The following is a 26,219-nucleotide window of genomic DNA, read 5'->3' as shown; positions in this document are numbered from 1 at the left end:
TCCTGCATTTATATCTGCTATTCAAACATGCTACATCATATACCCACCCTTGGTAGGCACAAAGATCCTTCACCACAGATAGAGCAAGTATTTTGAGAGCTCGTCATCGTTATCTCTTGTCTTTCCAGTCGCATACTCAAACCCCCAACGTCAACCGCACCACATGCACTCTACGATTATCAGCACGTAACACCTTAAAGCTATACTTGCCTTTAGTCACGGTATCCCCACGCTTAGGTAGGCAACCCAGCTCTCGCATCATCATACCGGCAATGGTGTCGTACTCATCATCGACAAAATCGGTCTCGAAATAGGCATTAAAATCTTCAATCGTGGTTAATGCCTTCAGCGTGTAATTGCTATCACTATGTTTGAAGATTGAGTTCACATCTTCAACATCATGCTCATCCTCGATCTCACCAACAATCTGCTCCAGCACATCTTCAATCGTCACCATGCCAGCAACACCACCATACTCATCCACCACAATAGCGATATGGTTCCGACTCACCCTGAATTCTTTCAACAACACATTCAGGCGTTTACTCTCGGGTACAAAAACAGCAGGACGCAAAACATCATGCATATCAAAACGGGTCTCGTTCTCTGCATATTCATGTAACAGATCTTTCGCCAGTAAAATTCCCACCACCTTGTCACGACTATCCCCTATCACTGGAAAACGTGAATGACCTGATTCAATAATCTGTGGCAAAGACTCCTTGATGTCATCATCACGCAAAACCACAATCATCTGTGATCGGGGAATCATAATATCCCGCACCTGCATCTCGGATACCTGCAATACGCCTTCGATCATGGCTAATGCATCGGCATCAAACAAATCTTTATGGTGTGCGCTACGCAGTATCGATAACAGACTTTCACGACTGCCGGGGCCTCCCAGCAACACCTGGATCAAGCGTTCAATCCACAATCTGATTTTTGATACTGCCTGCCTACTTCGATGTTTCTTCATAACCCCTCTAACGGTTGACCTGTAATCATTACTGTTCTACCCATGACCAGACTTCACTCTCATTATCAAAAAAACATCTGGTGCGCAGTGCGCACCCTACATGGATGCATCCATATTCTGCATCAATAAGGATCAGCAAAACCCAAACCCTCCAAAACCTCTCGTTCAATCAATTCCATGACTTGAGCCTCTTCCTCATCCTGATGATCATAACCCTGTAAATGTAAGGCACCATGAACCACCATGTGCGCCCAGTGTGCCGATAAACCTTTCATCTGTTCCTTTGCTTCCTGAGCAACCACCGGCGCACAGATTACCAGATCACCTAACAAGGGTAGATCAACTCCTTCGGGTATATCAGCCGTAAAGCTCAATACATTGGTTGCACCTGACTTATGACGATAACGATCATTCAGTGAGGCGCTCTCTGTTTCATCGACAATACGAATCACCATCTCATAACCAGAATATTTTTGATCAACTCCCGCATCCACCCAAACCTTTAACTGTTCATCCGATGGCAGATCAATAGCGTCCAGCACACGCTGAACCTCAACCACAATATCAGATGACATAAGCTATTTAGCCGGTAGATCATAGCTGGCATACGCGCGCACAATACGCTGAACCAGAGGGTGCCGCACCACATCCCGACTATTAAAAAAGGTAAAGCTGATACCCTCTACACCACTCAGGATATGTGTCGCCTGTTCAAGCCCCGAATCCGAGGCACGAGGAAGATCAATCTGGGTAATATCACCGGTAATAACCGCAGTAGAACCAAAGCCAATACGGGTTAAAAACATTTTCATCTGTTCGTGCGTAGTATTTTGCGCTTCATCCAGGATGATAAACGAATCATTCAGTGTTCGACCACGCATAAAAGCTAATGGCGCGATTTCGATCACCTGTTTTTCCAGTAACCGCTCAACCCGTTCAAAGCCCATCATCTCATACAGCGCATCGTATAAAGGTCGTAGATAGGGATCAACCTTTTGGCTCAGATCACCCGGTAAAAAGCCCAGTCGTTCACCCGCCTCAACCGCAGGCCGTACCAACATAATGCGTCCGACTTCTTCCCTTTCCAAAGCTTGCACAGCACAAGCAACGGCAAGATAGGTCTTGCCCGTTCCGGCAGGGCCAACACCAAAATTAATATCATGGGTGAGTATCTTACGCACATAGGCCTTTTGATTCGGGCCACGTCCCTGTACCTTGCCTCGACGGGTAGTCACCGTCCATTGTGCCGCATCCTTGTCATCATCCTCATCCGTCAATGCCTCAAAACTGGACTGCTGTAATGACAGATGGATCTTTTCCGCATTCAATTCATGAGAAGCAGTCTCATTATAAAGCGACTTCAACAGACTCACTGCCTCATGGATAATACCTTCATCACCAATCACCCGGAACTGATTACCCCGATTATTGATCTCGATACCCAGGCGGGTCTCGATCTGCCGAATGTGATCATCCAGATGGCCACAAAGACTCGCTAAACGACGGGTGTCGTTTGGTTCCAGTACAAAATCAACCGATACCTGTTCAGGCATAATGAACCGTCTTGTTTGTCGTTGCCTGTTCAACCGAGATCAACTCACCACGCAAAGAATTAGGTAGTGCTTCAGTGATACGCACCTCGGCAAACAAGCCCTTGATACCCTGCTCTGCGGCAAAATTGACCACCCGGTTATTCTCGGTTCGACCCGCCATTTCAGCAATATTCTTGCGTGACAGCCTTTCCACTAATACACGTTGCACCGAACCAATCATCGCCTTACTAATTGCTGCGGACGATTCACTAATACGGGTTTGTAGCTGTGCCAGACGTGCCTTCTTGGTCGGCAACGATATATCATCATCCAATGCCGCAGCCGGTGTACCCGGACGAGCACTATAGATAAAACTAAAGGAGTGATCAAAACCCATCTCATCGATCAATTTCATGGTGTCATTAAAGTCTTGTTCCGTCTCGCCTGGAAAACCAATAATAAAATCACTCGATAGACTAATACCCGGTCTTGCTGCACGCAGGCGACGAATTAAGGACTTATATTCCAGACAGGTATGATTACGCTTCATGGCAGCGAGGATACGATCAGAACCACTCTGTACTGGAAGATGCAGATGACTCACCAGCTCCGGCACATCCTCATAGGCTTGAATCAAACTATCCGTCATTTCCATTGGATGTGAGGTGGTATAACGCACACGATCAATGCCATCAATAGCGGCAACATAACGAATCAGTAATGCCAGATCAGCCTCTTCATCATCATGCATAATGCCACGATAGGCATTTACATTCTGTCCCAGCAGGTTAATTTCACGCACCCCCTGTTCTGACAAGGCAACGGCCTCGGCAATAATATCATCAAAAGGACGACTAACTTCTTCACCACGAGTGTAAGGAACGACACAGAAACTACAGTATTTACTGCAACCCTCCATGATCGACAAAAAGGCACTGGGGCCATCGGCCTTCGGGGCAGGCAAAGAATCAAACTTCTCAATCTCGGGAAAGGAGACATCCGTTACCGGCTTTTTCTGTGCATAGACCTGCTTGAGCATCTCCGGCAGGCGATGCAGAGTCTGTGGGCCAAAAATGATATCAACATAGGGGGCACGCAGGCGCAAGGCATCACCTTCCTGACTGGCGACACAACCACCGACACCGAGCACCAGTTCAGGACGTTTTTCTTTAAGTTCACGCCACTGACCCAATTGAGAGAACACCTTTTCCTGAGCCTTTTCCCGAATGGAACAGGTATTTAACAACAATACATCCGCATCCATTTCATCCCGGGTCAACTGTAGTCCATGTGATTCCAGCAATACATCAGAGATTTTGGCTGAATCATACTCATTCATCTGACAACCAAAGGTCTTAATAAATAACTTTCCGCTCATATAACAATCAATCTCTCAATAAAAATTAAGTGAAGAGCCAGCCTGTAAGCCGGGTTTTGTCGAGGACAATCATTCATCTGGGATATACGTCACCGTATTCCTCAAGCGACCTACCCGGGGACGATACGGGCCATATCTGAAATACCGAGGTATCTCTGCCCCCCTATTTGGTCTTGCTCCAGGTGGGGTTTACCATACCATGGAATGTTACCACCCATGCGGTGCGCTCTTACCGCACCATTTCACCCTTACCCGCCTGTAAAACAGGCTGGCGGTTTATTTTCTGCTGCACTTTCCGTAGACTTTCGCCTCCCAGGCGTTACCTGGCACCCTGCCCATTGGAGCCCGGACTTTCCTCCCTGCCACTAAATCATAGTCACAGCGCGATTGTCCAGCTAACTCTTCGGGTGCCATTGTAACATGAATAACATTACATGAAGTGTATTCGAACCAATGTAAGCTCATAAAAAACATAATGAAAAACATTACCCGGTATAAGCACAGCACGATGGTTTAATTACCTTAAAAATCATGTTACTGTCAGTAACGCCTATCATGGAGCAACTCTGTCATGGAAAATAAAGTCAAAACCCTATCACAGGAGTCAATAATCGCTATTACGGCGGTACTAGCAGTAATTATTCCTCTTGCTATATTTGCAACAATAAGTCTATACAGTTCATCTCACGCATTAACAGAAATTATTAGAAATCAATTAGAGGAGAAATCAGCCCTTATTGCTTACGATATTAATACTTTCATTATTGAACGAATAACTGATGCAAAAATAATTTCTCAAGCAGATGTCCTGGAAAGTGGTGACATCACTGCTAAAATTCAGTATGCAACTGAAATAGTAGCAGCAAATAAATGGATTAATGATATAGATATATTAAATCCAGACGGGAAAATCATTGCCAGTTCAGGGATGCAAAATGAACAGGGGCAGTTATTCTGGAAAACACACCATATATTTGAAACCCTATACACTTTATCGAGTAAAGGTTCTCAAGGAGACGTTTATATTTCAGAGGCAACTATTTTAGATGCTGGCCCCGGCATCCTCGTTATCACACCTATTACTGATGACTCGAATACTCAATTAATCGGTCTACTAACACTGGAAATAAATCTGAAAAATATAGCTCGGATGCTTTCCTCATTTAACAATAGCATTGCCGGTAAAAAATATATCTATATCGTTAATAATAATGGCAAGGTCATTATATCCGATGACCCCTCAGTAGAATTTCTTGACAACTTACCTGATTTAACAGTGCGACCCGAATTACTCGACACCTTTGCCACTCAGGAGTATAGAGAAAATATCACTTATACCGATATAACAGGTACAAAGATTATCGCCGGTTATTCAGACATGCCTGAATTTGGTATAAATCAAGCACTCGATTGGGGTATTATTGCCATCGCACCCGTAGATAAAATAACAGCCCCTGTAACCGATCTAAAACAACTATTATTAGTTATTGGTACCATTATTGCGGCACTATCTACATTCATCGCTTACCGGATTGTTATCATCTTTACCCGAAACTTATCAAAAATAGCAACTCAGGCTGATGCAATATCACAAGGCATTTATTCGGGGCCACCATTAGCAGAAAGCAAAAGGCAAGGTGCGTTCAACACACTTGTTATTGCATTCAATCAAATGAAAACCAATATTAAGCGGATAACAGATGAATTAAAAGATCGCGAGAAAAGGTTAGATATTACGCTCAACAGTATTGGTGATGGGGTTATTGCAACAGATGAGAAAGGCAATATCACACGCATGAATCCAGCCGCACAAAAATTAACCGGTTGGAACTTTAAAGAAGCCCATGGTCAACCGATAAGAAATATATTTATTATTATTGATGAATTGAGCCGAAAACTCATTGAAAATCCGGTAGACAAGGTGCTGGCAACAGGCCAAACCATTTATCTCAATAACCTCACCACGCTAATATCCAAAGATGGCATTGAATACAAGATAGAAGATTCGGCAGCAGCAATACTCAATGAAGACGATATTATCCTTGGCATGATACTCATTTTTAGCGATGTCACCAAACGCAAATTAGCAGAAGAACAATATCGCCAGGCAATGAAAATGGATGCTTTAGGCAAACTTACAGGTGGTGTTGCACATGATTATAACAATATGCTCGGCGTTATTATTGGATATAGCGACTTATTAAAAGATGAATTAAAGGATCAACCTAAACTTTTAAAATTTGTCGATACAATAAAACACTCTGCCGAACGTGGAGCAGCACTAACTAAAAAATTACTGGATTTCTCACGTCACAAAAAGTCTGACATCACCCTGTTAAACCTCAATAATATTTTACTTAATCAACAGCTAATGTTACAAAAAACGTTAACTGCACGTATTAATCTGGAATTTGATCTGGGAGAAGACTTATGGTCAGTTCGTCTGAATGAAGGCGACACAATAGATGCCATTCTAAATATCAGCATAAATGCAATGCATGCAATGAAAGAGAGCGGTCATCTAATTATTCGTACCCGTAATGAAAAAATTGATACCATAGATGCAAACACCCTGAAAATGACAGCTGGTGACTATGTTTCACTGAGCATTAGCGATACGGGCTGCGGCATCGACCCACAAATAAAAAATAAAATATATGACCCGTTTTTTTCAACTAAAGGGGAAAAAGGAACGGGCTTAGGATTAAGTCAGGTTTATGGTTTTGTGCGGCGCAGCCATGGCGTAATCAAACTCTATTCCGAATTAGGGCACGGTACACGACAGATGCTATATTTTCCACGCCATCATGAAGGCAATAAACCCCCCGTATCAATCAAAAGAGACACCGCCTCAGAAATTATCGGTAGTGAAACAATTCTCGTGGTAGACGATGAACCCGACTTACTTGAGTTTTGTAGCACCCTATTGAACAAGCATGGCTTTAATGTCTTATCAGCTAATAGCGTTAAAAATGCACTCCATATCCTTGAACATAATAAAGTTGATTTATTATTAAGCGACATTATCATGCCTGAAAAAGATGGCTATCAACTCGCCGCTATAGTTAAAGAAAAATACCCGGATATTATAATTCAGTTAGCCAGTGGCTTTGCAGATAATCATCATCCATCTACAGTAGATGAAACACTTAAAAACAGTTTATTATCCAAACCTTATAACTCAGATATTTTATTACAAACAATCAGTGAATTACTCAACAAAGAGTAATCAAAAGCGATTATTAAATAACCTGTACATTAACCGCCCCAGTAAACGGTTAATCCAGTGCCGCCTCTTCAAAAAGGGAACAACAACTGACCTGCGCATTCCCATCTTTAACTGCATACGATTCAACCCAGGATGGCGTTGATCAATATCCAGCCCTTGGCATAAGGCCTTATAGGCATTATGTCGATGGTCTAACTCGAGCTCGGCCATAACAAGATTACAAAATACCCCAGCATCCATCATTTCCCCGCAGGCTGCACGACGACAGAGCTGTATCCCCTCGATATTACCCAGATAGATTTGCACCAGACCATAATACGACATATAACGACAACGAAAAGTGTCATCCTTTGATACCAGGTGGTAGATAGAACGAAAATAGGACAGGGCTGTGAGCCAGTCCTGACTATGAAAATATTTAAGTCCCTGAAAGAAATCTTCTTGCAGCAACTGACTTTGATCAACGATAGGCCAGGGTTTCATCGATACCTCCTTGTTAATATCAAACGGGCATCCTGCCCGTCCTTTAGCTTAATTGTGAACGATAAAACTGCATGAGTCCATTAGTCGAACTATCATGAACATTATCCGCCACATTTTGATCCAGTTCACCGAGGATGGTGGTTGCTAATTGCTTGCCTAACTCAACACCCCACTGATCAAACGAATCCACACCCCATATCCTGCCCTGAACAAATACCTTGTGTTCGTACAGGGCAACAAGATTACCCAGGATACGCGGTGTCAGGCGATCATACATAAACATATTACACGGTCGATTACCGGGAAAAACTTTATGTGGCAACAACTCCTCAATACGCACCTCATCCAACCCTGCCTGTTCCATCTCGCTGCGTGCCTCTGCTTCTGTCTTACCTCGCATCAAGGCCTCACCCTGAGCAAAGAAATTAGATAAAAGAACCTTGTGGTGCTCTCCCAGGTCATTATGACTATGACAGGCTGCCATAAGATCAGCAGAAATCAGGCGCGTACCCTGATGAATCAATTGATAAAAGGCATGCTGACCACTGGTACCTAATTCACCCCAGATAATCGGACCGGTATCATAATCCAGTACTTTTCCATCGGCACTCACCCGCTTACCATTACTCTCCATATCACCCTGTTGCAGAAAAGCGGGGAAACGGTGCAGGCATTGGTCATAAGGTAACACGACATGAGTCTGCATCCCCAAAAAGTTGGTATACCAGACCCCGATCATTGCCAGAATAACGGGGATATTCTCAGCCAATGGGGCATTACGAAAATGCTCATCCATCTCATGCGCCCCCATCAACATCTCTTCAAACTGATCCATCCCTATAAAGATAGCCAACGACAGACCAATAGCTGAACAAAGTGAATAACGTCCCCCGACCCAATCCCAGAATTCAAAAATATTTTCTTCATGAATACCAAATGCCATTGCCGCCTCAGCTTCGGTAGTCACCGCCACAAAATGCCGACGATAAAACTCCTTGCCACCCGACTGTTCAAGCATCCAGGCGCGTGCTGTTCGGGCATTGGTCATGGTTTCCATCGTAGTAAAGGTCTTGGATGAGACAATAAAGAGTGTCGTCTCTGGATTCAGATACTGAAATACCTGAGCAATATCTTCACTATCCACACTGGAAACAAAGTGTACATTCAAATTCTTATGACCATAGGCACGCAGTGCCTCCGTTGCCATTAATGGCCCAAGATCAGAGCCACCGATACCAATATTAACCACATCCCTGATTGGCTTGCCCGTATAACCACACCACTGACCGTTACGCAGTTGTTCGGTAAAACCCCGCATTTGTTCAAGAACCCGATTAACATCAGGCATTACATCCTTGCCATTCACCTTAACAGGGTAATTAGAACGGTTACGCAAGGCGGTATGAAGCGCAGGACGATGTTCTGTTTTATTGACCTCACCTCCCTCAAACAACTCTTTCACGGACTCTAAAATGCCTTGTTCGTGCGCCAGATCCATCAGTAATGCCAACGTTTCTGCAGTAATCAGGTTTTTGGAATAATCCAGAAGAATATCATTAACAGTAAGGGAGAATTGATCAAAACGAGAACTATCCTGCGCAAAAAGATCCCGCATATGAATATTGCGAACTTCATAGTAATGATCCGCAAGGGCCTGCCACGAACCGGACTGTGTCAATAAAGACATATCAATATCCTCTATAAATAAGACCTCAACATCCAGAACAGAACGCCCAGTAGCAGAGGATAACCCCATTGTATCAAAGGAATTGCCTGTTGCCCCGGTAATTCAATCCATGTTGGTTCTTTTTGTTCCATTTCCAGTAATAATTTTTCAAAAACATCCGCTAACCAGGAAGCCTGATACCAGCGACTTTTTTTAGCAGCGGATATTTTTTGCATTGCGTCACTCACATAATCTCGAACCTGCGGTAATAATTCAAGGCTCAACATGACCCTGACAGCAATTCGGGTTCTTGTCTCTACCGACAAGGGCAGAACACGCAATAAAAAAAGAAGTGCTGCCAGAAGCTCCTGACGAGACATACTATTCAACACCCAATAAACAGCAGCCAATAGAAATATCAGACTGATACCTCGTTCAACCCCCAACAGGACACCCTCTTGTGAAGGTGAATAACTGGCATACTGAAGAAACAGGGGCTGACCCGGTGTGGCCCAGGAATACAGTAATATAATAGTTAACAACAGCCAACGAATCTGGCGTAGATAATGCCAGGCTGTTTTCCAGCTCAAATTTTTATTGGGTCGATATAAAGATAATAAGATTAAAAAAGCCAATAATAAACTGGCAACATTGCCGTAAACCACAGAAACCGCAAACACCAATAAACAGAGTATACGAATAACCGCATGCATGATGCTATGCTTACTTCACCTCATCCAGCATATTTTTTGCTTCTTGTTGCTGGGTATCATTGCCTTTTTCCAGTACCTCTTTCAACAATGTTATGGCGCCCTGAAAATCTTCCATATCAAGATAGGCGCGAGCCAGATCCAGCTTTGTTGCTGATTCATCCTCAGCAGAAGACAACAAGGGCTCCTCAGAAGCTTCCTGTTCGACCTCCAGCGGGCTTGTTGATAAATCCTCTGACCCAACCTTCTCGACCGAGCTGTCCAGCTTAAATTCCAGAACCGCTTCCTCTTCAACCACTCGAGGAGGTTCAAGTCCTGCTTCAAGATATTCATTCTGTGACTGATCAACACCATCATCAACATTAAAACGCGCTATATCATTAACAACAGGATCAGGCTTAACATCAACATCAGGCTGCACAACAGGTGTTTCTTGCGCATCAGGTTCGGCTAAGATTTCTTCAGGGCTAGCATCCATATCAGCAGCCAACTCATCCAGATCCTGATCCCCTTCATACGCGGCATCATTCAGTGCCAACGCCTGTCCCATCTCGCTTACCTTCTGCCACAATGGATGATCTTTTTGTTGCTTCAATTGTGCCAGTATCTCTCGTGCCTGACGCACAAATGCAACCTTATCCTGCTTTGTCGAGTAAACCTCTAATAATTTCATCCTTAATGCATTATTCCCGACATCTTCAGACAAGGCCTTCTCAAGCAACTGTTCCACCTGTTGATAATGACCATAGGCCATATAGACATCAATCTCGGCCAATAGAGCATCATCAAGTGTATCCTGTTCAACCATTGGTGCAGCTTCTTCTGTAACAGTAGCACCTACCACAGGGGTAACACCCGCTTCGTTCAAAGTCTCTTTTGACGCAACATCTTCGCCTGCAACAAGTGTCTCAGGCTGATCACCCGACTCACCAGCGGTGACAGAATCTTCATCATCCGAATGATCCTTGCTCGCAGTACCCTCTGCAACACGATCAACCACTGTGGCCTTACGTTTCATCACAATAGAAATAACCACCAACACGACCAGTAATGCCAGGATCAGTGCCTGTATCATGGGATCATCCAACCAGGAAGACTCCTCACGCGGAGGTGTTTGTGGTAACACAGAATCAACAACAGGAGGACGACTGGCCTGTTCCTGCAGTTGAGCCAATTCGGTATCTTTTAAACGAATGAGTCGATGTAGAGAGGCAATTTGTTCTTCCATTGCCGCAAATCGCATTTGCAGATCTTCAGTCTGCTGTTTTTGTGTCTCGGTCTCTTCAACAGCAATAGCAATATCTTCCTTGACCTGTTGTAAATCTTTACTAAAATGGGCATCAGTTGTCTCACTGCCCACATCGACCTGAGGTGTCGCTTCCTCATCCTTCACCAGAGATTCTACTTTCACTTCAGGTTCAGGGGTTGGAGTTAATAACTTCAATTGAGCAACAGGTCGCGACATAGCACGCAGACGCTTTGCTGTCATTGAGCGATCTTCACGCCATTCCTTATTCTGCAAGGCAATTTCTTGCGAGGCCTCACCTCGGTTCAATGACAGGATGTTTTTTTTTGTCGGTATGCGCAGGGTATAGCCTGCCATCAACCCATTCATGTTTTTTCTGGAAAAAGCACGCGGATTTTCCCGCCACATGGCAACCATCATCTGTTCCATACTGATACTATCATCAGGGCGTAACGACTTACTTAAATCCCACAGGGTATCCACACGACTGGTCGGGCCATAACGACCATTCTCTATTCTCGCAACAAGCCTTGATTGCTTACGCACAGGAACTGTCTTTTGTTGCTTAACAGGAGTATTAACCACACGTTCATTACGAGTCGGCGCAGCGACAGCAAGTGCCTTGGCCATTGGTTTAGAGGTTACTGGCATCAGGATAGGGGGATCCAACAATACAGTGTACTCACGTACCAATTGACCGTCAGACCAGCTTAATTTAACCAGAAAATCAAGAAAGGGATCGCGTACCGGACGATGACTACTAATGTAGACACGGGGAGAGACTTGATTACTACGATCCAGCTTGAATTCAATAGAGCGAAGAAAAGCGTTGACTTCAATCCCTGCACGCTTGAACTGTTCATCACTGGCGAGTTCCACCCTGACTGTATCCAATTCATTCGCACGCACCGATATCAGAGGGATCTCTGCATCAAGAGGTTGATTCAAATATGAATTCAGCTTGATCTGCCCCAAACCCAGGGCATAAAGCGGTGATGTAACCAACATCAGCAGAAATGAACACAATGCCACCTGACTATACATAGATCTCCTCATCCAGATTGATCCTCTTAATGCTAGTTAGCATGATTTAACGCTAAGTTAAGACAAACAGACACAATTTACAAGTAATCTCTCAGCAAGACTTCGGCAATCTGTACGCTATTAAGAGCCGCGCCCTTGCGCACATTATCCGCCACCACCCACATATTGAGTCCACGAGGATGGCTGATATCCTCACGCACTCGCCCAACATAAACGGGATCATGGCCCGTGCCTTCGGTTACCGCTGTGGGATAACCGCCATCTTCATGCTCATCCATCAACACCACACCATCGGCCTTGGCCAGCAAAGCTTGGGCATCGGCCACACTGATCTTCTCAGCCGTTTCGATATGCAAGGCCTCTGAATGACCAAAGAATACCGGCACCCGCACAGCCGTCGGATTCACCAGGATCTTGTCATCGGCAAAGATCTTGCGCGTCTCCCAGAACATCTTCATTTCTTCCTTGGTGTAGCCGTTATCCTGAAAGACATCAATATGCGGTAACACATTAAAAGCGATCTGTTTTGGATAGACCTTAGCCTCGGCATCCTTTCCATTTAATAGTTGTGCCGTCTGCCCCGCTAATTCTTCAATGGCATCTTTACCGGTACCGGAAACCGCCTGATAGGTACAAACATTAATGCGCTCAATCCCCACGGCATCATAGATAGGCTTTAATGCCACCAGCATTTGTATGGTTGAGCAATTCGGGTTGGCAATAATGCCACGATTTTTATAACCGGCAATAGCCTCAGGGTTTACCTCAGGGATCACCAGCGGAATATCATCGTCATAACGATAATGCGCGGTATTATCAATAACCACACAACCCGCCTCAGCGGCTCTGGGGGCATATTTTTCTGAAATTGAGCCGCCCGCTGAAAACAGACCTATCTGCACTTTGCTAAAATCAAAGGTATCCAGATCTTCCACCACCAGCATCTTGTCACCAAAGGCAACCCGCTTACCCGCAGAACGACTACTCGCCAGAGGATAGACCTTGCCTATCGGAAAATTTCTTTGCGCCAGGATCTCCAACATGGTTTCACCCACTGCACCCGTTGCCCCAACTACTGCCACATCGACTTGCTTACTCATGTTCACCTTAACCTTTTAATTCCTGCAATTCATTAACGACAGCATCACCCATCTCGGTGGTACCCACCTGCTGCATGCCTTCACTATAAATATCAGCCGTACGCAGACCACGATCCAGTACCGCACCCACAGCAGCATCAATATGTGCTGCCATCTCAAGTTCACCCAGGCTATGTTTGAGCATCATCGACACCGATAGTATCGTTGCCAATGGGTTCGCCACACCCTGCCCGGCAATATCCGGGGCTGAACCATGAATAGGCTCATACATACCCTTACCATTCTTGTCCAGTGAGGCAGAAGGCAGCATACCAATAGAACCGGTTAGCATCGCTGCCGCATCGGACAGGATATCGCCGAACATATTGGTTGTTACCATCACATCAAACTGCTTCGGTTCCCGAATTAACTGCATTGCCGCATTATCCACATACAGATGAGACAGACTGACATCACTATATTCTTTAGCGACATCTTCCATGATCTCACGCCACAATTCTGTGCACTCGAGCACATTTGCCTTATCCACCGAACAGAGGCGAGAATCCCGTTTACGTGCCGTCTCAAAGGCGACATGGGCAATGCGACGAATCTCGGATTCCGAATAGACCAGGGTGTTGTAACCCTCACGCTCACCATTGTCCAGTTGTCGTATACCCCTTGGCTGACCAAAGTAGATACCCCCGGTCAGCTCACGCACGATCATAATATCCAGACCCGCCACCAGCTCCGGTTTCAGAGTTGAGGCATCCGCCAGTTGTGGATAGAGAATAGCCGGACGCAGATTGGCAAATAGCTCCAACTCAGAGCGCAAACCCAACAAGCCCTTTTCCGGACGCACCGCAATATCCAGTGACTCCCACTGCACACCACCCACTGCACCCAGCAAAATAGCATCAGCATCCCGTACCAGATCCAGTGTCTCATCCGGCAACGGAGTCCCCTTGGCATCATAGGCACAGCCACCAATCAGGCCTTCACTCATCTCCACCTGCAAACCAAAATCTGTTCGCAGACAACCCAATACCTTGATCGCCTCATTGACAATCTCCGGGCCAATACCATCACCCGCTAATATCGCAATCTTTTTCGTCATTCCAGTTCCTAAAACTTAAATAATCAAACCATGGTGCGTAATACGCACCCTACCGCGACACTTGCCTCGCTAACTCAAGAGACAGGCGTTACTCTGCTTCGAACTCACCAAGTTATATTCTTAATCAACAAACAACCAAGGCACCTGCCCACCACGCTTCTCTTCATACGCCCGAATATCATCCTGATGTTGCAACGTCAACGCAATATCATCCAGCCCATTCAACAGACAATGTTTTCTGAACCCATCCACCGTAAATGAAATTTCCCGTCCACTGGCCGTCACAATAATTTGTTGTTCCAGATCCACCGCAAAACAACACCCGGTATCCACATCAACCTCAACAAACAACGCATCAACCTCCGTTGTTGACAGCGCAATAGGCAAGACACCATTTTTAAAACAATTATTAAAGAATATATCGGCAAAACTCGGGGCAATCACCACCCGAATACCAAAATCCTCCAGTGCCCAGACGGCATGTTCACGCGAAGAGCCACAACCAAAATTATCACGCCCCAACAAGATGCCAGCCTGCTCATAAGCCGGTTGATTTAACACAAAATCAGGGTTCTTCTCACGCGTTAGTGGATCAATACCCGGCTCACCGTGATCCCGATAACGCCATGCATCAAACAGGTTAGGACCAAAACCAGTGCGCTTAATTGATTTCAGAAATTGTTTAGGGATAATCGCATCAGTATCAACATTAGCTCGATCCAATGGTACCACTACCGCCTTAAATTGAGTAAATTTTTCCATCATCGTATATCCACAAAATGACCAGCAATCGCAGCCGCCGCCGCCATCGCAGGGCTCACCAGATGGGTTCGACTACCCGTACCCTGACGACCCTCAAAATTTCTATTCGAGGTTGAGGCGCAACGCTCTTGCGGTAATAAACGATCCGCATTCATCGCCAGACACATCGAACAACCCGGCTCGCGCCACTCAAAACCGGCATCCATAAAGATTTTATCCAGACCCTCGGCCTCCGCCTGTTGCTTCACCAGTCCTGAACCGGGAACCACCAGTGCCTGGGTAATTGAGCTGGCGACCTTGTTGCCCTTTGCAACCTCGGCAGCCGCCCTCAAATCCTCAATACGGGCATTAGTACAAGAACCAATAAACACTCGATCCAGATTGATATCAGTGATCATAGTACCAGACGTTAAGCCCATATAATCAAGCGCATGTTGCATCGCACTACGTCGTACCGCATCCGTCTCTTGTTGTGGATCAGGAACCTCAGCAGTTACAGCTACCACCATCTCCGGTGATGTACCCCAGGTCACCTGTGGCTGCAAGGTGCTTACGTCAATTGTGACCACCTTATCGAATACCGCACCCTCATCCGTATGCAAATCCTGCCAGGCAGCAACCGCCTGCTCCCATAAGGTTTCATCCGGTGCATAAGGTCTGCCTTTCAGGTAGTCTGTGGTCACCTCATCCACTGCAATTAAACCCGCGCGAGCCCCTGCCTCAATCGCCATATTACAGACCGTCATACGTCCTTCCATCGATAGATCACGAATCGCTTCACCGGCAAACTCAATAGTATAACCAGTACCCCCTGCGGTCCCCAGTTCGCCAATAATTGCCAATACAATATCCTTGGCACTCACCCCGGACTGAAGCCGCCCATCGACCTGCACCAACAAATTAGCGGACTTTTTCTGGATCAGACATTGTGTTGCCAGCACATGCTCTACCTCAGAGGTGCCAATACCAAACGCCAGCGCACCAAAGGCACCGTGTGTCGCGGTATGTGAATCACCACAGACCACCGTCATACCCGGCAGAGTAGCTCCTTGTTCAGGACCTACCACATGCACAATACCCTGCCTTGGATCCGACATATCAAACTCGGTCAGACCAAACTCCTGGCAGTTCTGATCCAGGGTCTCAACCTGTAACCGCGCCACAGGATCGGTAATACCCGCTGAACGATCATCCGTAGGAACATTATGATCCGGTACCGCCAATACACTCTGCTTACGCCACAGGTCACGCTTTGCCAGGCGCAGCCCCTCAAAGGCCTGTGGTGAAGTCACCTCATGCACCAAATGGCGATCTATATATAACAAGGTAGCACCCTCATCCTCACGAACGATATGCGCATCCCAAAGTTTGTCATAAAGCGTCTTGCCCATCATAAAACCAGTCTCAATCAATCAAAAATATGGAAACGAGAGATTATATCGAATAACAGAGCTAGAAACCATACACCAGGGAAACTGAGGTCAGGGTATCGGTTCTCTCCGTACCGACCGGCACGACTGAGTTCTGTTTAATGGTATAACTGATCTTTGAGGATAGATTGCCATTAATCTTCATCTTCAATGAGGTAATTGATTCAGTATAGGTATTATCACTACCCGACTCCACCGTCAAAACTTCACTCAGAGAGGCATATTCACTAATTTGATAAGCATACTGGGCATCAAGTTTTAGAATAACCCGATTATCCACCTGACCGGTAACGCTATCCTGCATGGAGCGATAACCAGGACCAACCGCCACATCCAGACTATGAACAGCCGTCTTTATCAGTTGTGAACCAATACCCGCTGCCAGCGAGGACTGGTAGTCATAGCCACTAAACTGATCATTATCATAACGCAGACTAGCAAAGACATAGCTCTTGTCCGAATAGGCATAATTGGATTTATGGGTAAACTCATAACGTTCGGCACTCCTCACCTTATTCGAAGATGCCTGCAATGCACTCAAACCCAGCACATGCTTCCACTGATCATACTCAACTGTTACAGCCAATTTTGCATTCAATGTTTCAGCATCCGAGTTACCTGCCGTCGAGGTGTAACCCAGCTCACCTTCACCCTTCCATTCCGCTGCAGACACACACACCGGGGCCAACGCCAACAAGGCGATAACTATTCTATTCACCGTATACTCCTGAATTTATATTGATAAGGTATTTTCTGCTGACTCAACTGTCTGTCGAATCAAGGTCGCAATCGTCATCGGCCCGACACCACCGGGTACCGGTGTATAGGCTGAACAATGATCCATCACCGCAGACAACTCGACATCACCAACACCCCCTGGGTGATATCCTGCATCCACGACAACGGCACCCAGCTTGATCCAGCTACCCTTGATAAATTCAGGTCGTCCCACAGCACCAACGACAATATCCGCCTGACGAATAATATCCGCCAGACCCTGAGTGCGGGAATGACAGATCGTTACCGTGGCATCGGCATTCAACAACATCATTGCCATCGGCTTGCCAAGAATCGCACTACGTCCGACTACCACAGCATGTTGGCCTTCCAGCGGAATATCGTGGTGTTGTAACAGACTCATAATCCCAGCGGGTGTTGCCGAACCATAGGCAAATTCCTGCATCACCATACGACCGAAGCCTAATGATGTCACACCATCCACATCCTTGGTGGCACTAATGGCATCAAAACACAGACGCTCATTGATCTGTTCCGGTACCGGGTGTTGCAACAGGATGCCATGCACATCCGGGTTATTATTCAACGTCTGAATCTGCACCATCAACTGCTCGGTTGTTGTATCCTTACCCAGCAACACCTTGATCGACTCCATACCAATACGTTGACAGGCATTGCCCTTCATCTTCACATAGGTTGCCGAGGAAGGATCATCACCGACCAGGATGGTCGCCAGTACCGGCGTCTTGCCACCCATCTTCGATTTAATAAGCTCAACCCGCTGAGAAAGATCCTGCTCATAGGAAACGGCAAGCGCCTTCCCATCAAGAATAATTGCTGACATGGTGTTATACCTTTAGATAACTCAAAAACAGGCGGGTATTTTACACTATTTCGTGCTCGATGGGGTCAAAACGACATCGGTAGGGTGCGTAGTACGCACCAACGGTTTTGGTGCGTAGTACGCACTACCGATAAGGGGGACTTTTATTTACACGGTAGCACCGATAGCTTTAGTGCGTAGTACGCACCCTACCAATAAGGCTTGGGGTACGTGCTCGAGGCTTGAAAAAGAAAACCCTACTTACGTCTCGCTACACCCATCAGACCCAACAGACCCGAGCCAAACAACCATACTGCTGCAGGTACAGGCACTGCACTAACATCACCCGACTGCACAGCCCATCCAGAGTACTTGGCGTACTTACCGGTAGCATCCTGGCTACCATTGTCCATACTAAAGTACCACGCATAGCTTGGGATAGACACGGACTCCGTCGACCAATAGGGGGAGCCAGACTGAATATTGCTGAATGGACCCACATTACTCAAGGAGCCAGCTGTATCCCCTAATACATTATAAAAAATATTGCCCAGCTCACCACCAATACAACCCTGGCCATAATCACCAAAAGTACTATTTTGAACACTACAGCTTGCATCAGGTTGCACAGTAACCGGTAGTCGCCAACCGGTTACACCCGCCACATCCAGGCTCGCGACCCAATCGGTAGCATTAAACCAGGTCATCAGGCCTGAACCAGGAGTATAAGTATCATAAGTAGAATTCACAGCCGCATTGGCATCCGCCAACCAGGTCAGATCGGCATTATCATCGTAATAAGCCTGATAATCAGTTCCACCTGACGTAGCAGGTAGACGACCTGAGAGTGATGAGGCATTCGCCATCGATGAAATAACCATGGTGGTCATTAATAAGGCAGGACCTGCCAGTGTCTTGAATATCTTCATTTCCGTATCCTCCTATGGACTATTATTTTTTATCAACTCACAATAAAATAAGGGCAACAACCGTGCCATTAAACAATACATGTTAAAAAACAAATAGTTATAAATAAAATAGGGTGAATTGAAAACAAGAGTGTAATATAGCAATGTAATGAATTACCGTAAAGGAATCTGATACCCTGGTATTTTACTTTATTATCAATGAGTTATATCTTCAATCGAGATTTATGTACTTGTCGATAAATCTGACAGATTAACAAGAGATGTATTCTAAGGTCTGTGGTGCGTACTGCCTTGGGGACAGACTTAAGTCTGTCCCCGCTTCGGAGTGATATCAGGCGGGGACGCACCTCATTCTCACTTAATCAAGCCCCAACACAGTTTGCCACAATACATCAACCTCCATCATCTCAACCTTGCTGAGGGTCGTTAGGACATCATTTGTCATTCGACGATTATCAATCGTTCTTGTCTGATCCAGCATAATATCCGAATCCATTTTCAGATTATCACGCGATTTGATTCGATACCGCAAGGGTGCCGCATCATCAATTAATTGTGTCGTTAAGGGAAGCACGGTGGTACTAGGGTGATTCGCTTCATTAAGCAAGTCACTTTGCATAACAATACAGGGACGAATCTTCCCAGCTTCAGTACCCTTTGAAGGATTAAAGTTGGCCAGATATATTGCGCCCCGTTTAAAGAGCATCGCCATTTGCCGCTTCAAAATCCACAATGGACTGATCGGCCTGCTCTCTTGTTTTAAGTGAAGCCGCCCTAATCTGTTGTCGAAGTGCTTCTCTATCAAGAAATTTTGAATAATTCCTTACCGCATCTCGAATAACACCGCTACGAGTAGTATGCAAACGCGATGATAACTGATTCAATATGGCATCAAATTCATTATCAGCCTTTATAGTGATTGTCTTCATGGTAATACCTCAGTAACACCAAAACAAGTATAGCTTGAAGATTCATCAGAAATCAAGGGATAAGAAGCATTGGATCTCATCAATGTCCTGCCCTATGCAGCAATATTTTCAACCTTGTCCAGATCATGATGTTGGTGAATGAAAGTGTCCGGTATGACTTGACCAGAACAGTTATGCTTTTTATATAAAAACCACCCTATGAATGTGTAAAACTTTATTGAATGTAGGTTTCTTAATTGAGAGCTTGCTATTTTATTAGTGGATATTGGTCGTAATCAGCAACGACTCTCCAGGTAAGCCTTGAAATCAGCCCCTAGCTCATGATGCTTGATCGCATATTCAACCGTTGCCATTAAATAGCCCAATTTACTACCACAATCATAACGATCCCCTTCAAAGCGATAGGCCATTACCTTCTCATATTCCAACAGGGCAGCAATGGCATCGGTCAGCTGTATTTCATTGCCAGCACCTCTTTGTGTGTTTTCCAGCAAATCAAATATCCTGGGGGTCAGAATATAACGCCCCACCACAGCAAGATTAGACGGTGCCACATCAGGGGCGGGCTTTTCTACTATTTCTTTAACATGCTCCAGACGTGCGGACAATGAATCAGCGGCAACAATACCATAACGATCGGTTTCATCTGCCGGAACTTCTTCAACACCCAGGACACTACAACCTCGTTCTTCAAAGACCTCAACCATTTGACTCATACAGGAGGGGCCCTGGTTATCAATCAGGTCATCGGCCAGAATAACCGCAAAGGGTTCATCCCCCACCACAGGTTTTGCACATAAAACAGCATGACCTAGCCCTAACGCCTCAGCCTGCCGCACATAAATACAAGATACACCTGCTGGCACAATATCACGCACAACCGCAAGAAGCTTATCCTTGCCTCGTTTCTCAAGTTCCATCTCCATCTCGTAGTTCTTATCAAAATGATCCTCAATCGCACGTTTGCTACTACTGGTAACAAACACCAGTTGTTCAATCCCTGCGGCAACAGCTTCCTCAGCAGCATATTGAATAAGAGGCTTATCAACAACTGGCAACATCTCTTTTGGATTCGCCTTAGTCGCAGGCAAAAAACGAGTGCCTAAACCGGCAACAGGAAAAACCGCTGTTCTTACTTTTTTTATCATTTCATTTCTCTTGAGAATGGAGATAACATTAATTTTTTCATTGAGCCCCCAGGCAGTCAAAACCACCTGAGGGTCATATAAGCATTGCTATTAATCGGATGATATTCTCTTTTCTTTAACGATAATACGCGCCCGATTTCGTTCCATAATAGCAGAACCCACACCCTTTACTTTACTCAGATCCTCTATTGATTCAAATGGACCATTACTATCGCGGTAAGCAACAATGGCAGCTGCCCGGTAAGGACCAATACCATTCAGTACATTCATCATCTGTTTAACACTGGCGACATTAATGTCCAGTGGTTCCAGTGCATGGGCCCATGAAGAAACAAAAAGAAAAATAGAGAATAAAACCAGCTTAAATGTACGCATAATGACCTCCTTGTCAGTGTTTGCGATTTGATATTGAGCCTGTTCTTTAGTGAAAGACTCAAGGTCAGACTAACAGTTAATATAATTATGTCAAGTTGCGTCCATTCGATTTATTGGTGCGCATTGCGCACCTTTATTCTAGACTATGGTTAATCTCCTGCAAACGAGCCAGGGGGTCATCCGCCTGGGTGATGGGTCGACCCATCACCAGATAACTGGAACCCTGGGCAATCGCCTGTTCCGGGGTCAACACTCGATGTTGATCGTCCATACTTGCTCCCACAGGGCGTACACCGGGGGTCACCAGAAGAAAATCATCCCCGGTCTGCTGACGTAACATGGCCGCTTCCCGAGGCGAACAAACAACGCCATCAAGATCTGCTTGTTGTGCCAGAGCTGCCAGACGGGAGACATTATCCGAGGCACTACCAGAAAGACCTATCAGACCCAGATCATCATCAGACATACTGGTCAATATCGTCACCGCAATCAAGCGAGGACGCTTGCCTGATGTATTACGCAATGCCTCCTGAGCCGCCTGCATCATTTTTCTACCTCCCAGGGCATGGACGTTCATCATCCACACACCGAGCTCTGCCGCTGCCTCACAAGCCCTGGCAACTGTATTCGGGATATCATGAAACTTGAGATCCAGAAATACATCATAGCCCTGTGCCACCAGATCCCTGACAAAATCAGGGCCACCCCGGGTAAACAATTCCTTACCGATCTTCAATCGACACATCGCTGGTGTTAATTGTTGAACCAGAGTCTGCGCCCTGACTGGATCCGCATAATCCAATGCAACAATTATTTTCGAACCCTCAATCTCTACCATTTTATTCACCCTCAACACCATAAATCGGCTTAACCGTATTCCATTCTCTGCAACCCGGACACTGCCAATGTAATGTCTTGCCGCTAAAGCCACACTGATTACACCTGAAGGTTGGTTTATCCAGCAATATCTTTTCTACCAATTGTTGTAGTATCAGCAACTGACCTGAATCCTGTTGACGTTGCTGACCTAATTTTAGCAGATGTTCCAGACCTCGAACGGAGGCGCGTTGTTGTAATCGCTGGGTAATAAAGTCAATCGCAGCATCAATACCCTCTTTCTTTTCAATCAGCTCGGCCATAAGAATAACAGGAGATACACCCTGATAGTTCTGCATCACCCTTTCCAGAAAAGGGTAAACAGCCATCTCATCACCCATTGCCTGATAACTGCTTCGTAAACCAGGCAAGACCTCAGGGATAAAATCAATATCCTGTGACTCAATACGTTGCCAGGCAACAATAGCCATCTTGTGATCACCCTCTCGCACTGCAATTTTCGCCTCAAGTAAACTAGCGCGAACACAGGACTTATCCTTGAGCAAGGCCTTATCCAGAAGATAGTGTGCCTTTTCAAGTTGCCCCTGCTGCAAGGCCTGTTCTGCCTGCTCACAATACAATTGAGCAATAACCTTTCGCATATCCGGGCCGGCTGCCAGATCAACACCTCTGGCAACATCAATCGCCCTATTCCAATCCTTCTCCTGCTGATAAATATCCAGTAAATATTGTAATGCCGCTAACACATGAAAATCATTTTCAACCAGTTCCTGAAACAGCACCTCGGCACGATCAAGCAACCCGGCACGCATATAATCACGTCCCAACTCAAGTATTGCTGCACTGCGCTGTTCAGCACTAAGTGATATTCTGGCAATCAGATTCTGATGAATCCGGATTGCCCGGTCGACTTCACCTCTACGACGATAAATACTCCCCAGAGCCAGATGGGTTTCAAAGGTATCTTCGTCCACCGCCATCATATTCACAAAGGCATCAATTGCCTTATCGGCTTGCTCATTTAACAGGAAATTCAGACCCTGAAAATAATCGCTTCCCAGTTTTTCTGTTTTAATTTTAAGCTTGGCAGAACGTCGTGCAGCAAGCCAACCCGAAGCGGCTGCCAGGGGCAAGAGCAACCATAACAGATCATTCATTACCATTACTGCCCGTCAACTCAAGAGACAGGGATTGCGCTTCTCTATCAGAGACCCTTGCCCGCATGAACGCGGGCGTGGAGCCACCATGGATGGTTTCACGGCGTGTCTCTGGTAGAGAAACGTGATTCATGGCTCAAACTTTCCAGGCATGTTTTTTTCGATGAATATCATGTGATTACAGCAAGCAAATAAACCCTTAACGGAACAGCAGTGATTCATTACCTAAGGCAACTTTGGGTCTTGTGAAGTCAACAGATGCTGTTGTTCCTGCTGGTGCTTGACGGTCTTTTTCTGTAGACGCTTGTTTTCACGTTTCAGCCTAATCATGCCAGACAGGTTAAATAATACCGCCATTAGCGCACCGGCAATAAAAGTGATAATTAAAACCAGCGCCAGTGGCACCTTGATATGACCAATAAAATAATTTAATTGAATTAAATCGGCATTAATAATTGCAAAGGCAGCGGCCACAATCATTAAAACAAAGAGGATTATATTACCAATAATACGCATCATAATTCACGCACAAAAAAATACTCCGAACCAGGGTTCGGAGTATTCACATTATTATATTCAGGAAACAGGTTTTTCATGCATGCCTGCATTGACACGTTCACGCAATTCCTTACCTGGCTTAAAGTGAGGGACATACTTGGCAGGCAATGAAACCGAATCACCGGACTTCGGATTACGTCCTATCCGAGGAGGACGGTAGTGTAATGAAAAGCTACCAAACCCTCGTATCTCTATCCGGTCACCCGTTGCTAAAGCCTGACTCATCTGCTCTAACAAACCTTTAACAGCCAATTCAACATCCTTGCAATTAAGATGTGTATTCTTGCTTGCAAGCATTTCAATCAGTTCTGACTTTGTCATTCCTTACATCCTGAATATATAATCAATCTTAATTAAAAAAACAAATAACGGTTACTTATCGTTACCTTCCATCTGTTCTTTAAAGATATCACCCAAAGTTGCGGTCGCATTGCTCGCTGCACGGCCATAATCTTCAACAGCCTTCGCTTCCTCAGCATTCTCTTTAGCCTTAACCGAGAGACTGATTGAACGATTCTTGCGATCAACACCCATAAAGCGAGCCTCAATCTCATCACCCACGGTCAGTACAGTGCGTGCATCTTCAACACGATCACGGGCAAGTTCCGAGGCACGTAATATACCGTCGATACCATCACCCAGATCAATAATAGCGGCCTTGGCATCAACCTCTTTAACGGTACCCTTAACAATGGCACCCTTAGCATTCGCGGCAACAAAATCAGAGAATGGATCTTTACCCAACTGTTTAACACCCAGGGAGATACGTTCACGTTCTGGATCAACTGCCAGCACAACGGCTTCAACCGTGTCACCCTTCTTGTAATCTCTTACCGCATCTTCACCTTCCACATCCCAGGAGATGTCAGACAGATGAACCAGACCATCAATGCCACCATTCAGACCAACAAAGATACCAAAATCGGTGATTGACTTAATAACACCGGATACCGCGTCACCCTTATTATGAGTTGCTGAGAATTCTTCCCATGGGTTAGCATAACATTGCTTCATACCCAGAGAGATACGACGACGTTCTTCGTCGATATCCAACACCATAACTTCGACTTCCTGGCTAATATGAACCAGTTTAGCCGGGTTGATATTCTTGTTTGTCCAATCCATTTCTGAGACGTGAACCAGGCCTTCAACACCCTCTTCGATTTCAACAAAGCAACCATAATCAGCAATATTGGTTACCTTACCGAACAGACGTGTATTCTCAGGATAACGACGCATCAGATCAGACCATGGATCCTGACCCAGCTGTTTCAGACCCAGTGATACGCGAACCTTCTCACGATCAAACTTGAGCACCTTAACGTCAATCTCATCGCCGACATTAACAATCTCGGAAGGATGTTTAACGCGCTTCCATGCCATATCGGTAATATGTAACAGACCATCAATACCACCCAGATCAACGAATACACCGTATTCGGTCAGGTTCTTGACGATACCCTTAACAACAATACCTTCTTGCAGACTATTCAGCAGCTCTTCACGATCAGCACTGTATTCTGACTCAACAACGGCACGACGGGAAACAACCACGTTATTACGTTTCTGATCCAGCTTAATAACTTTAAATTCAAGTTCCTTGCCTTCAAGATAAGAAGTATCACGAACAGGACGCACATCAACCAGTGAACCCGGCAGGAAGGCACGAATATCACTCACATCAACCGTGAAGCCACCCTTAACCTTGCCACTGATAACACCCTTAACGATTTCTTCCTTATCAAAGGCTTCCTGTAATACGATCCATGCACGCGCACGTTTCGCCTTTTCACGAGACAACTTGGTTTCACCATAGCCATCCTCGACGGAATCCAGAGCAACTTCAACACTGTCACCAATCGCCAGTTCCAGTTGCCCTTGATCATTGTAAAATTCCTCAACCGGAATCACACCTTCCGATTTCAGTCCTGCATTAACGATAACAACATCGCCACGTATATCCATCACAATACCGGTCATGATGGAACCAGGACGCATCTCCTGTTTGGCAAGACTCTCTTCAAATAATTCTGCAAAGCTTTCGCTCATGTTAACCACTTTCCTTGAACC

26 protein-coding genes and 1 other RNA gene are annotated in these 26,219 nt (G+C 45.5%); 1 reads left to right on the top strand and 26 read right to left on the bottom strand.

From position 1 onward, the window contains the following. Positions 1-136 precede the first annotated feature (136 nt). The 5 genes from GXP22_00985 to rnpB form a co-directional block, all read right to left on the bottom strand. Entirely contained in the window at positions 137-979 is an 843-nt protein-coding gene (locus tag GXP22_00985; GenBank protein NOX08060.1) for a CBS domain-containing protein, read from the bottom strand. A gap of 122 nt (positions 980-1,101) precedes the next feature. Continuing rightward, positions 1,102-1,554, bottom strand: coding sequence for an rRNA maturation RNase YbeY (ybeY, locus tag GXP22_00980; protein ID NOX08059.1), 453 nt, complete (start codon positions 1,552-1,554; stop codon positions 1,102-1,104). A 3-nt stretch (positions 1,555-1,557) separates the two neighbouring features. Further along, positions 1,558-2,532, bottom strand: a complete 975-nt coding sequence (locus GXP22_00975; GenBank protein ID NOX08058.1) for a PhoH family protein — start codon at positions 2,530-2,532, stop codon at positions 1,558-1,560. Further along, complete coding sequence (gene miaB / locus GXP22_00970; protein NOX08057.1) at positions 2,525-3,889, bottom strand: tRNA (N6-isopentenyl adenosine(37)-C2)-methylthiotransferase MiaB; 1,365 nt, start codon at positions 3,887-3,889, stop codon at positions 2,525-2,527. Before miaB ends, GXP22_00975 begins: the two co-directional genes overlap by 8 nt. A gap of 29 nt (positions 3,890-3,918) precedes the next feature. Continuing rightward, positions 3,919-4,292, bottom strand: an RNA gene (gene rnpB / locus GXP22_00965) — RNase P RNA component class A. Between the two features lie 168 nt (positions 4,293-4,460). On the opposite strand from rnpB, the gene GXP22_00960 reads away from it, so the two are divergent. Beyond that, entirely contained in the window at positions 4,461-7,118 is a 2,658-nt protein-coding gene (locus tag GXP22_00960) for a response regulator (protein NOX08056.1), read from the top strand. Here GXP22_00960 and GXP22_00955 read toward each other — a convergent pair whose 3' ends face one another. From GXP22_00955 to rpsA, 21 genes are all read right to left on the bottom strand, one after another. Continuing rightward, positions 7,119-7,601 (bottom strand): hypothetical protein, encoded by a 483-nt coding sequence (locus GXP22_00955; GenBank protein NOX08055.1) that lies wholly within the window; start codon positions 7,599-7,601, stop codon positions 7,119-7,121. It abuts the gene before it with no gap. A 43-nt stretch (positions 7,602-7,644) separates the two neighbouring features. Further along, positions 7,645-9,288, bottom strand: coding sequence for a glucose-6-phosphate isomerase (gene pgi / locus GXP22_00950; protein NOX08054.1), 1,644 nt, complete (start codon positions 9,286-9,288; stop codon positions 7,645-7,647). Between the two features lie 11 nt (positions 9,289-9,299). Beyond that, on the bottom strand, positions 9,300-9,980 hold the full coding sequence (locus GXP22_00945; GenBank protein NOX08053.1) for a hypothetical protein: 681 nt from the start codon (positions 9,978-9,980) through the stop codon (positions 9,300-9,302). Positions 9,981-9,990: 10 nt separating this feature from the next. Then, entirely contained in the window at positions 9,991-12,279 is a 2,289-nt protein-coding gene (locus GXP22_00940; GenBank protein NOX08052.1) for a FimV family protein, read from the bottom strand. Positions 12,280-12,344: 65 nt separating this feature from the next. After that, positions 12,345-13,367, bottom strand: a complete 1,023-nt coding sequence (locus GXP22_00935) for an aspartate-semialdehyde dehydrogenase (GenBank protein ID NOX08051.1) — start codon at positions 13,365-13,367, stop codon at positions 12,345-12,347. A gap of 7 nt (positions 13,368-13,374) precedes the next feature. Beyond that, entirely contained in the window at positions 13,375-14,463 is a 1,089-nt protein-coding gene (gene leuB / locus GXP22_00930; protein NOX08050.1) for a 3-isopropylmalate dehydrogenase, read from the bottom strand. Positions 14,464-14,583: 120 nt separating this feature from the next. Next, entirely contained in the window at positions 14,584-15,225 is a 642-nt protein-coding gene (gene leuD / locus GXP22_00925; protein NOX08049.1) for a 3-isopropylmalate dehydratase small subunit, read from the bottom strand. Beyond that, positions 15,225-16,619, bottom strand: a complete 1,395-nt coding sequence (gene leuC / locus GXP22_00920) for a 3-isopropylmalate dehydratase large subunit (GenBank protein ID NOX08048.1) — start codon at positions 16,617-16,619, stop codon at positions 15,225-15,227. Before leuC ends, leuD begins: the two co-directional genes overlap by 1 nt. 58 nt (positions 16,620-16,677) lie before the next feature. Continuing rightward, positions 16,678-17,373, bottom strand: coding sequence for a DUF481 domain-containing protein (locus GXP22_00915; protein ID NOX08047.1), 696 nt, complete (start codon positions 17,371-17,373; stop codon positions 16,678-16,680). A gap of 15 nt (positions 17,374-17,388) precedes the next feature. Then, the gene (gene folD / locus GXP22_00910; protein ID NOX08046.1) at positions 17,389-18,237 is read right to left on the bottom strand and encodes a bifunctional methylenetetrahydrofolate dehydrogenase/methenyltetrahydrofolate cyclohydrolase FolD; all 849 of its coding nucleotides are present in this window, start codon (positions 18,235-18,237) and stop codon (positions 17,389-17,391) included. 236 nt (positions 18,238-18,473) lie between these two features. Further along, a complete protein-coding gene (locus tag GXP22_00905; protein ID NOX08045.1) occupies positions 18,474-19,082 on the bottom strand; it encodes a DUF1566 domain-containing protein in 609 nt (202 codons plus the stop codon). Between the two features lie 421 nt (positions 19,083-19,503). Beyond that, entirely contained in the window at positions 19,504-19,857 is a 354-nt protein-coding gene (locus GXP22_00900; protein NOX08044.1) for a type II toxin-antitoxin system PemK/MazF family toxin, read from the bottom strand. Beyond that, on the bottom strand, positions 19,841-20,074 hold the full coding sequence (locus GXP22_00895) for a ribbon-helix-helix protein, CopG family (protein ID NOX08043.1): 234 nt from the start codon (positions 20,072-20,074) through the stop codon (positions 19,841-19,843). Before GXP22_00895 ends, GXP22_00900 begins: the two co-directional genes overlap by 17 nt. Positions 20,075-20,349: 275 nt before the next feature. Then, on the bottom strand, positions 20,350-21,222 hold the full coding sequence (gene galU, locus GXP22_00890) for a UTP--glucose-1-phosphate uridylyltransferase GalU (GenBank protein ID NOX08042.1): 873 nt from the start codon (positions 21,220-21,222) through the stop codon (positions 20,350-20,352). Positions 21,223-21,312: 90 nt separating this feature from the next. Further along, positions 21,313-21,597 (bottom strand): ComEA family DNA-binding protein, encoded by a 285-nt coding sequence (locus GXP22_00885; protein ID NOX08041.1) that lies wholly within the window; start codon positions 21,595-21,597, stop codon positions 21,313-21,315. Positions 21,598-21,730: 133 nt separating this feature from the next. Continuing rightward, positions 21,731-22,426 carry an orotidine-5'-phosphate decarboxylase gene (gene pyrF, locus GXP22_00880; protein ID NOX08040.1) on the bottom strand — a complete coding sequence of 232 codons (696 nt, stop codon included), beginning with the start codon at positions 22,424-22,426 and terminating at the stop codon, positions 21,731-21,733. 10 nt (positions 22,427-22,436) lie between these two features. Further along, positions 22,437-23,591: a lipopolysaccharide assembly protein LapB gene (gene lapB / locus GXP22_00875; GenBank protein NOX08039.1), complete on the bottom strand. Its 1,155-nt coding sequence runs from the start codon at positions 23,589-23,591 to the stop codon at positions 22,437-22,439. Then, complete coding sequence (locus GXP22_00870; protein NOX08038.1) at positions 23,584-23,724, bottom strand: hypothetical protein; 141 nt, start codon at positions 23,722-23,724, stop codon at positions 23,584-23,586. The genes lapB and GXP22_00870 overlap by 8 nt, the downstream gene beginning before the upstream one ends. Positions 23,725-23,816: 92 nt before the next feature. Continuing rightward, the gene (locus GXP22_00865; GenBank protein NOX08037.1) at positions 23,817-24,110 is read right to left on the bottom strand and encodes a LapA family protein; all 294 of its coding nucleotides are present in this window, start codon (positions 24,108-24,110) and stop codon (positions 23,817-23,819) included. Between the two features lie 57 nt (positions 24,111-24,167). After that, positions 24,168-24,470: an integration host factor subunit beta gene (locus GXP22_00860; GenBank protein NOX08036.1), complete on the bottom strand. Its 303-nt coding sequence runs from the start codon at positions 24,468-24,470 to the stop codon at positions 24,168-24,170. 51 nt (positions 24,471-24,521) lie between these two features. After that, positions 24,522-26,198 (bottom strand): 30S ribosomal protein S1, encoded by a 1,677-nt coding sequence (gene rpsA / locus GXP22_00855; GenBank protein NOX08035.1) that lies wholly within the window; start codon positions 26,196-26,198, stop codon positions 24,522-24,524. Between the last annotated feature and the right edge of the window lie 21 nt (positions 26,199-26,219).

The organism is Gammaproteobacteria bacterium, from assembly GCA_013151035.1.
In the GTDB taxonomy this organism is placed as follows: Bacteria; Pseudomonadota; Gammaproteobacteria; order JAADJB01; family JAADJB01; genus JAADJB01.
Note: the sequence above shows the minus strand (reverse complement) of the source record. Positions and strands in the feature narration are given on the sequence as shown.

Bases quoted from the DNA above. Each gene is read 5' to 3' on its own strand.
- GXP22_00945 (NOX08053.1), bottom strand. From the start codon at position 9,980: ATGCATGCGGTTATTCGTATACTCTGTTTATTGGTGTTTGCGGTTTCT.
- miaB (NOX08057.1), bottom strand. From the start codon at position 3,889: ATGAGCGGAAAGTTATTTATTAAGACCTTTGGTTGTCAGATGAATGAG.
- folD (NOX08046.1), bottom strand. From the start codon at position 18,237: ATGTCAGCAATTATTCTTGATGGGAAGGCGCTTGCCGTTTCCTATGAG.
- GXP22_00860 (NOX08036.1), bottom strand. From the start codon at position 24,470: ATGACAAAGTCAGAACTGATTGAAATGCTTGCAAGCAAGAATACACAT.
- GXP22_00895 (NOX08043.1), bottom strand. From the start codon at position 20,074: ATGAAGACAATCACTATAAAGGCTGATAATGAATTTGATGCCATATTG.
- GXP22_00955 (NOX08055.1), bottom strand. From the start codon at position 7,601: ATGAAACCCTGGCCTATCGTTGATCAAAGTCAGTTGCTGCAAGAAGAT.
- GXP22_00975 (NOX08058.1), bottom strand. From the start codon at position 2,532: ATGCCTGAACAGGTATCGGTTGATTTTGTACTGGAACCAAACGACACC.
- GXP22_00940 (NOX08052.1), bottom strand. From the start codon at position 12,279: ATGAGGAGATCTATGTATAGTCAGGTGGCATTGTGTTCATTTCTGCTG.
- rpsA (NOX08035.1), bottom strand. From the start codon at position 26,198: ATGAGCGAAAGCTTTGCAGAATTATTTGAAGAGAGTCTTGCCAAACAG.
- leuB (NOX08050.1), bottom strand. From the start codon at position 14,463: ATGACGAAAAAGATTGCGATATTAGCGGGTGATGGTATTGGCCCGGAG.
- GXP22_00935 (NOX08051.1), bottom strand. From the start codon at position 13,367: ATGAGTAAGCAAGTCGATGTGGCAGTAGTTGGGGCAACGGGTGCAGTG.
- GXP22_00900 (NOX08044.1), bottom strand. From the start codon at position 19,857: ATGGCGATGCTCTTTAAACGGGGCGCAATATATCTGGCCAACTTTAAT.
- GXP22_00885 (NOX08041.1), bottom strand. From the start codon at position 21,597: ATGCGTACATTTAAGCTGGTTTTATTCTCTATTTTTCTTTTTGTTTCT.
- GXP22_00960 (NOX08056.1), top strand. From the start codon at position 4,461: ATGGAAAATAAAGTCAAAACCCTATCACAGGAGTCAATAATCGCTATT.
- leuC (NOX08048.1), bottom strand. From the start codon at position 16,619: ATGATGGGCAAGACGCTTTATGACAAACTTTGGGATGCGCATATCGTT.
- lapB (NOX08039.1), bottom strand. From the start codon at position 23,591: ATGAATGATCTGTTATGGTTGCTCTTGCCCCTGGCAGCCGCTTCGGGT.
- ybeY (NOX08059.1), bottom strand. From the start codon at position 1,554: ATGTCATCTGATATTGTGGTTGAGGTTCAGCGTGTGCTGGACGCTATT.
- GXP22_00905 (NOX08045.1), bottom strand. From the start codon at position 19,082: ATGGCGAATGCCTCATCACTCTCAGGTCGTCTACCTGCTACGTCAGGT.
- GXP22_00870 (NOX08038.1), bottom strand. From the start codon at position 23,724: ATGAATCACGTTTCTCTACCAGAGACACGCCGTGAAACCATCCATGGT.
- GXP22_00985 (NOX08060.1), bottom strand. From the start codon at position 979: ATGAAGAAACATCGAAGTAGGCAGGCAGTATCAAAAATCAGATTGTGG.
- galU (NOX08042.1), bottom strand. From the start codon at position 21,222: ATGATAAAAAAAGTAAGAACAGCGGTTTTTCCTGTTGCCGGTTTAGGC.
- leuD (NOX08049.1), bottom strand. From the start codon at position 15,225: ATGGAAAAATTTACTCAATTTAAGGCGGTAGTGGTACCATTGGATCGA.
- GXP22_00865 (NOX08037.1), bottom strand. From the start codon at position 24,110: ATGATGCGTATTATTGGTAATATAATCCTCTTTGTTTTAATGATTGTG.
- pgi (NOX08054.1), bottom strand. From the start codon at position 9,288: ATGTCTTTATTGACACAGTCCGGTTCGTGGCAGGCCCTTGCGGATCAT.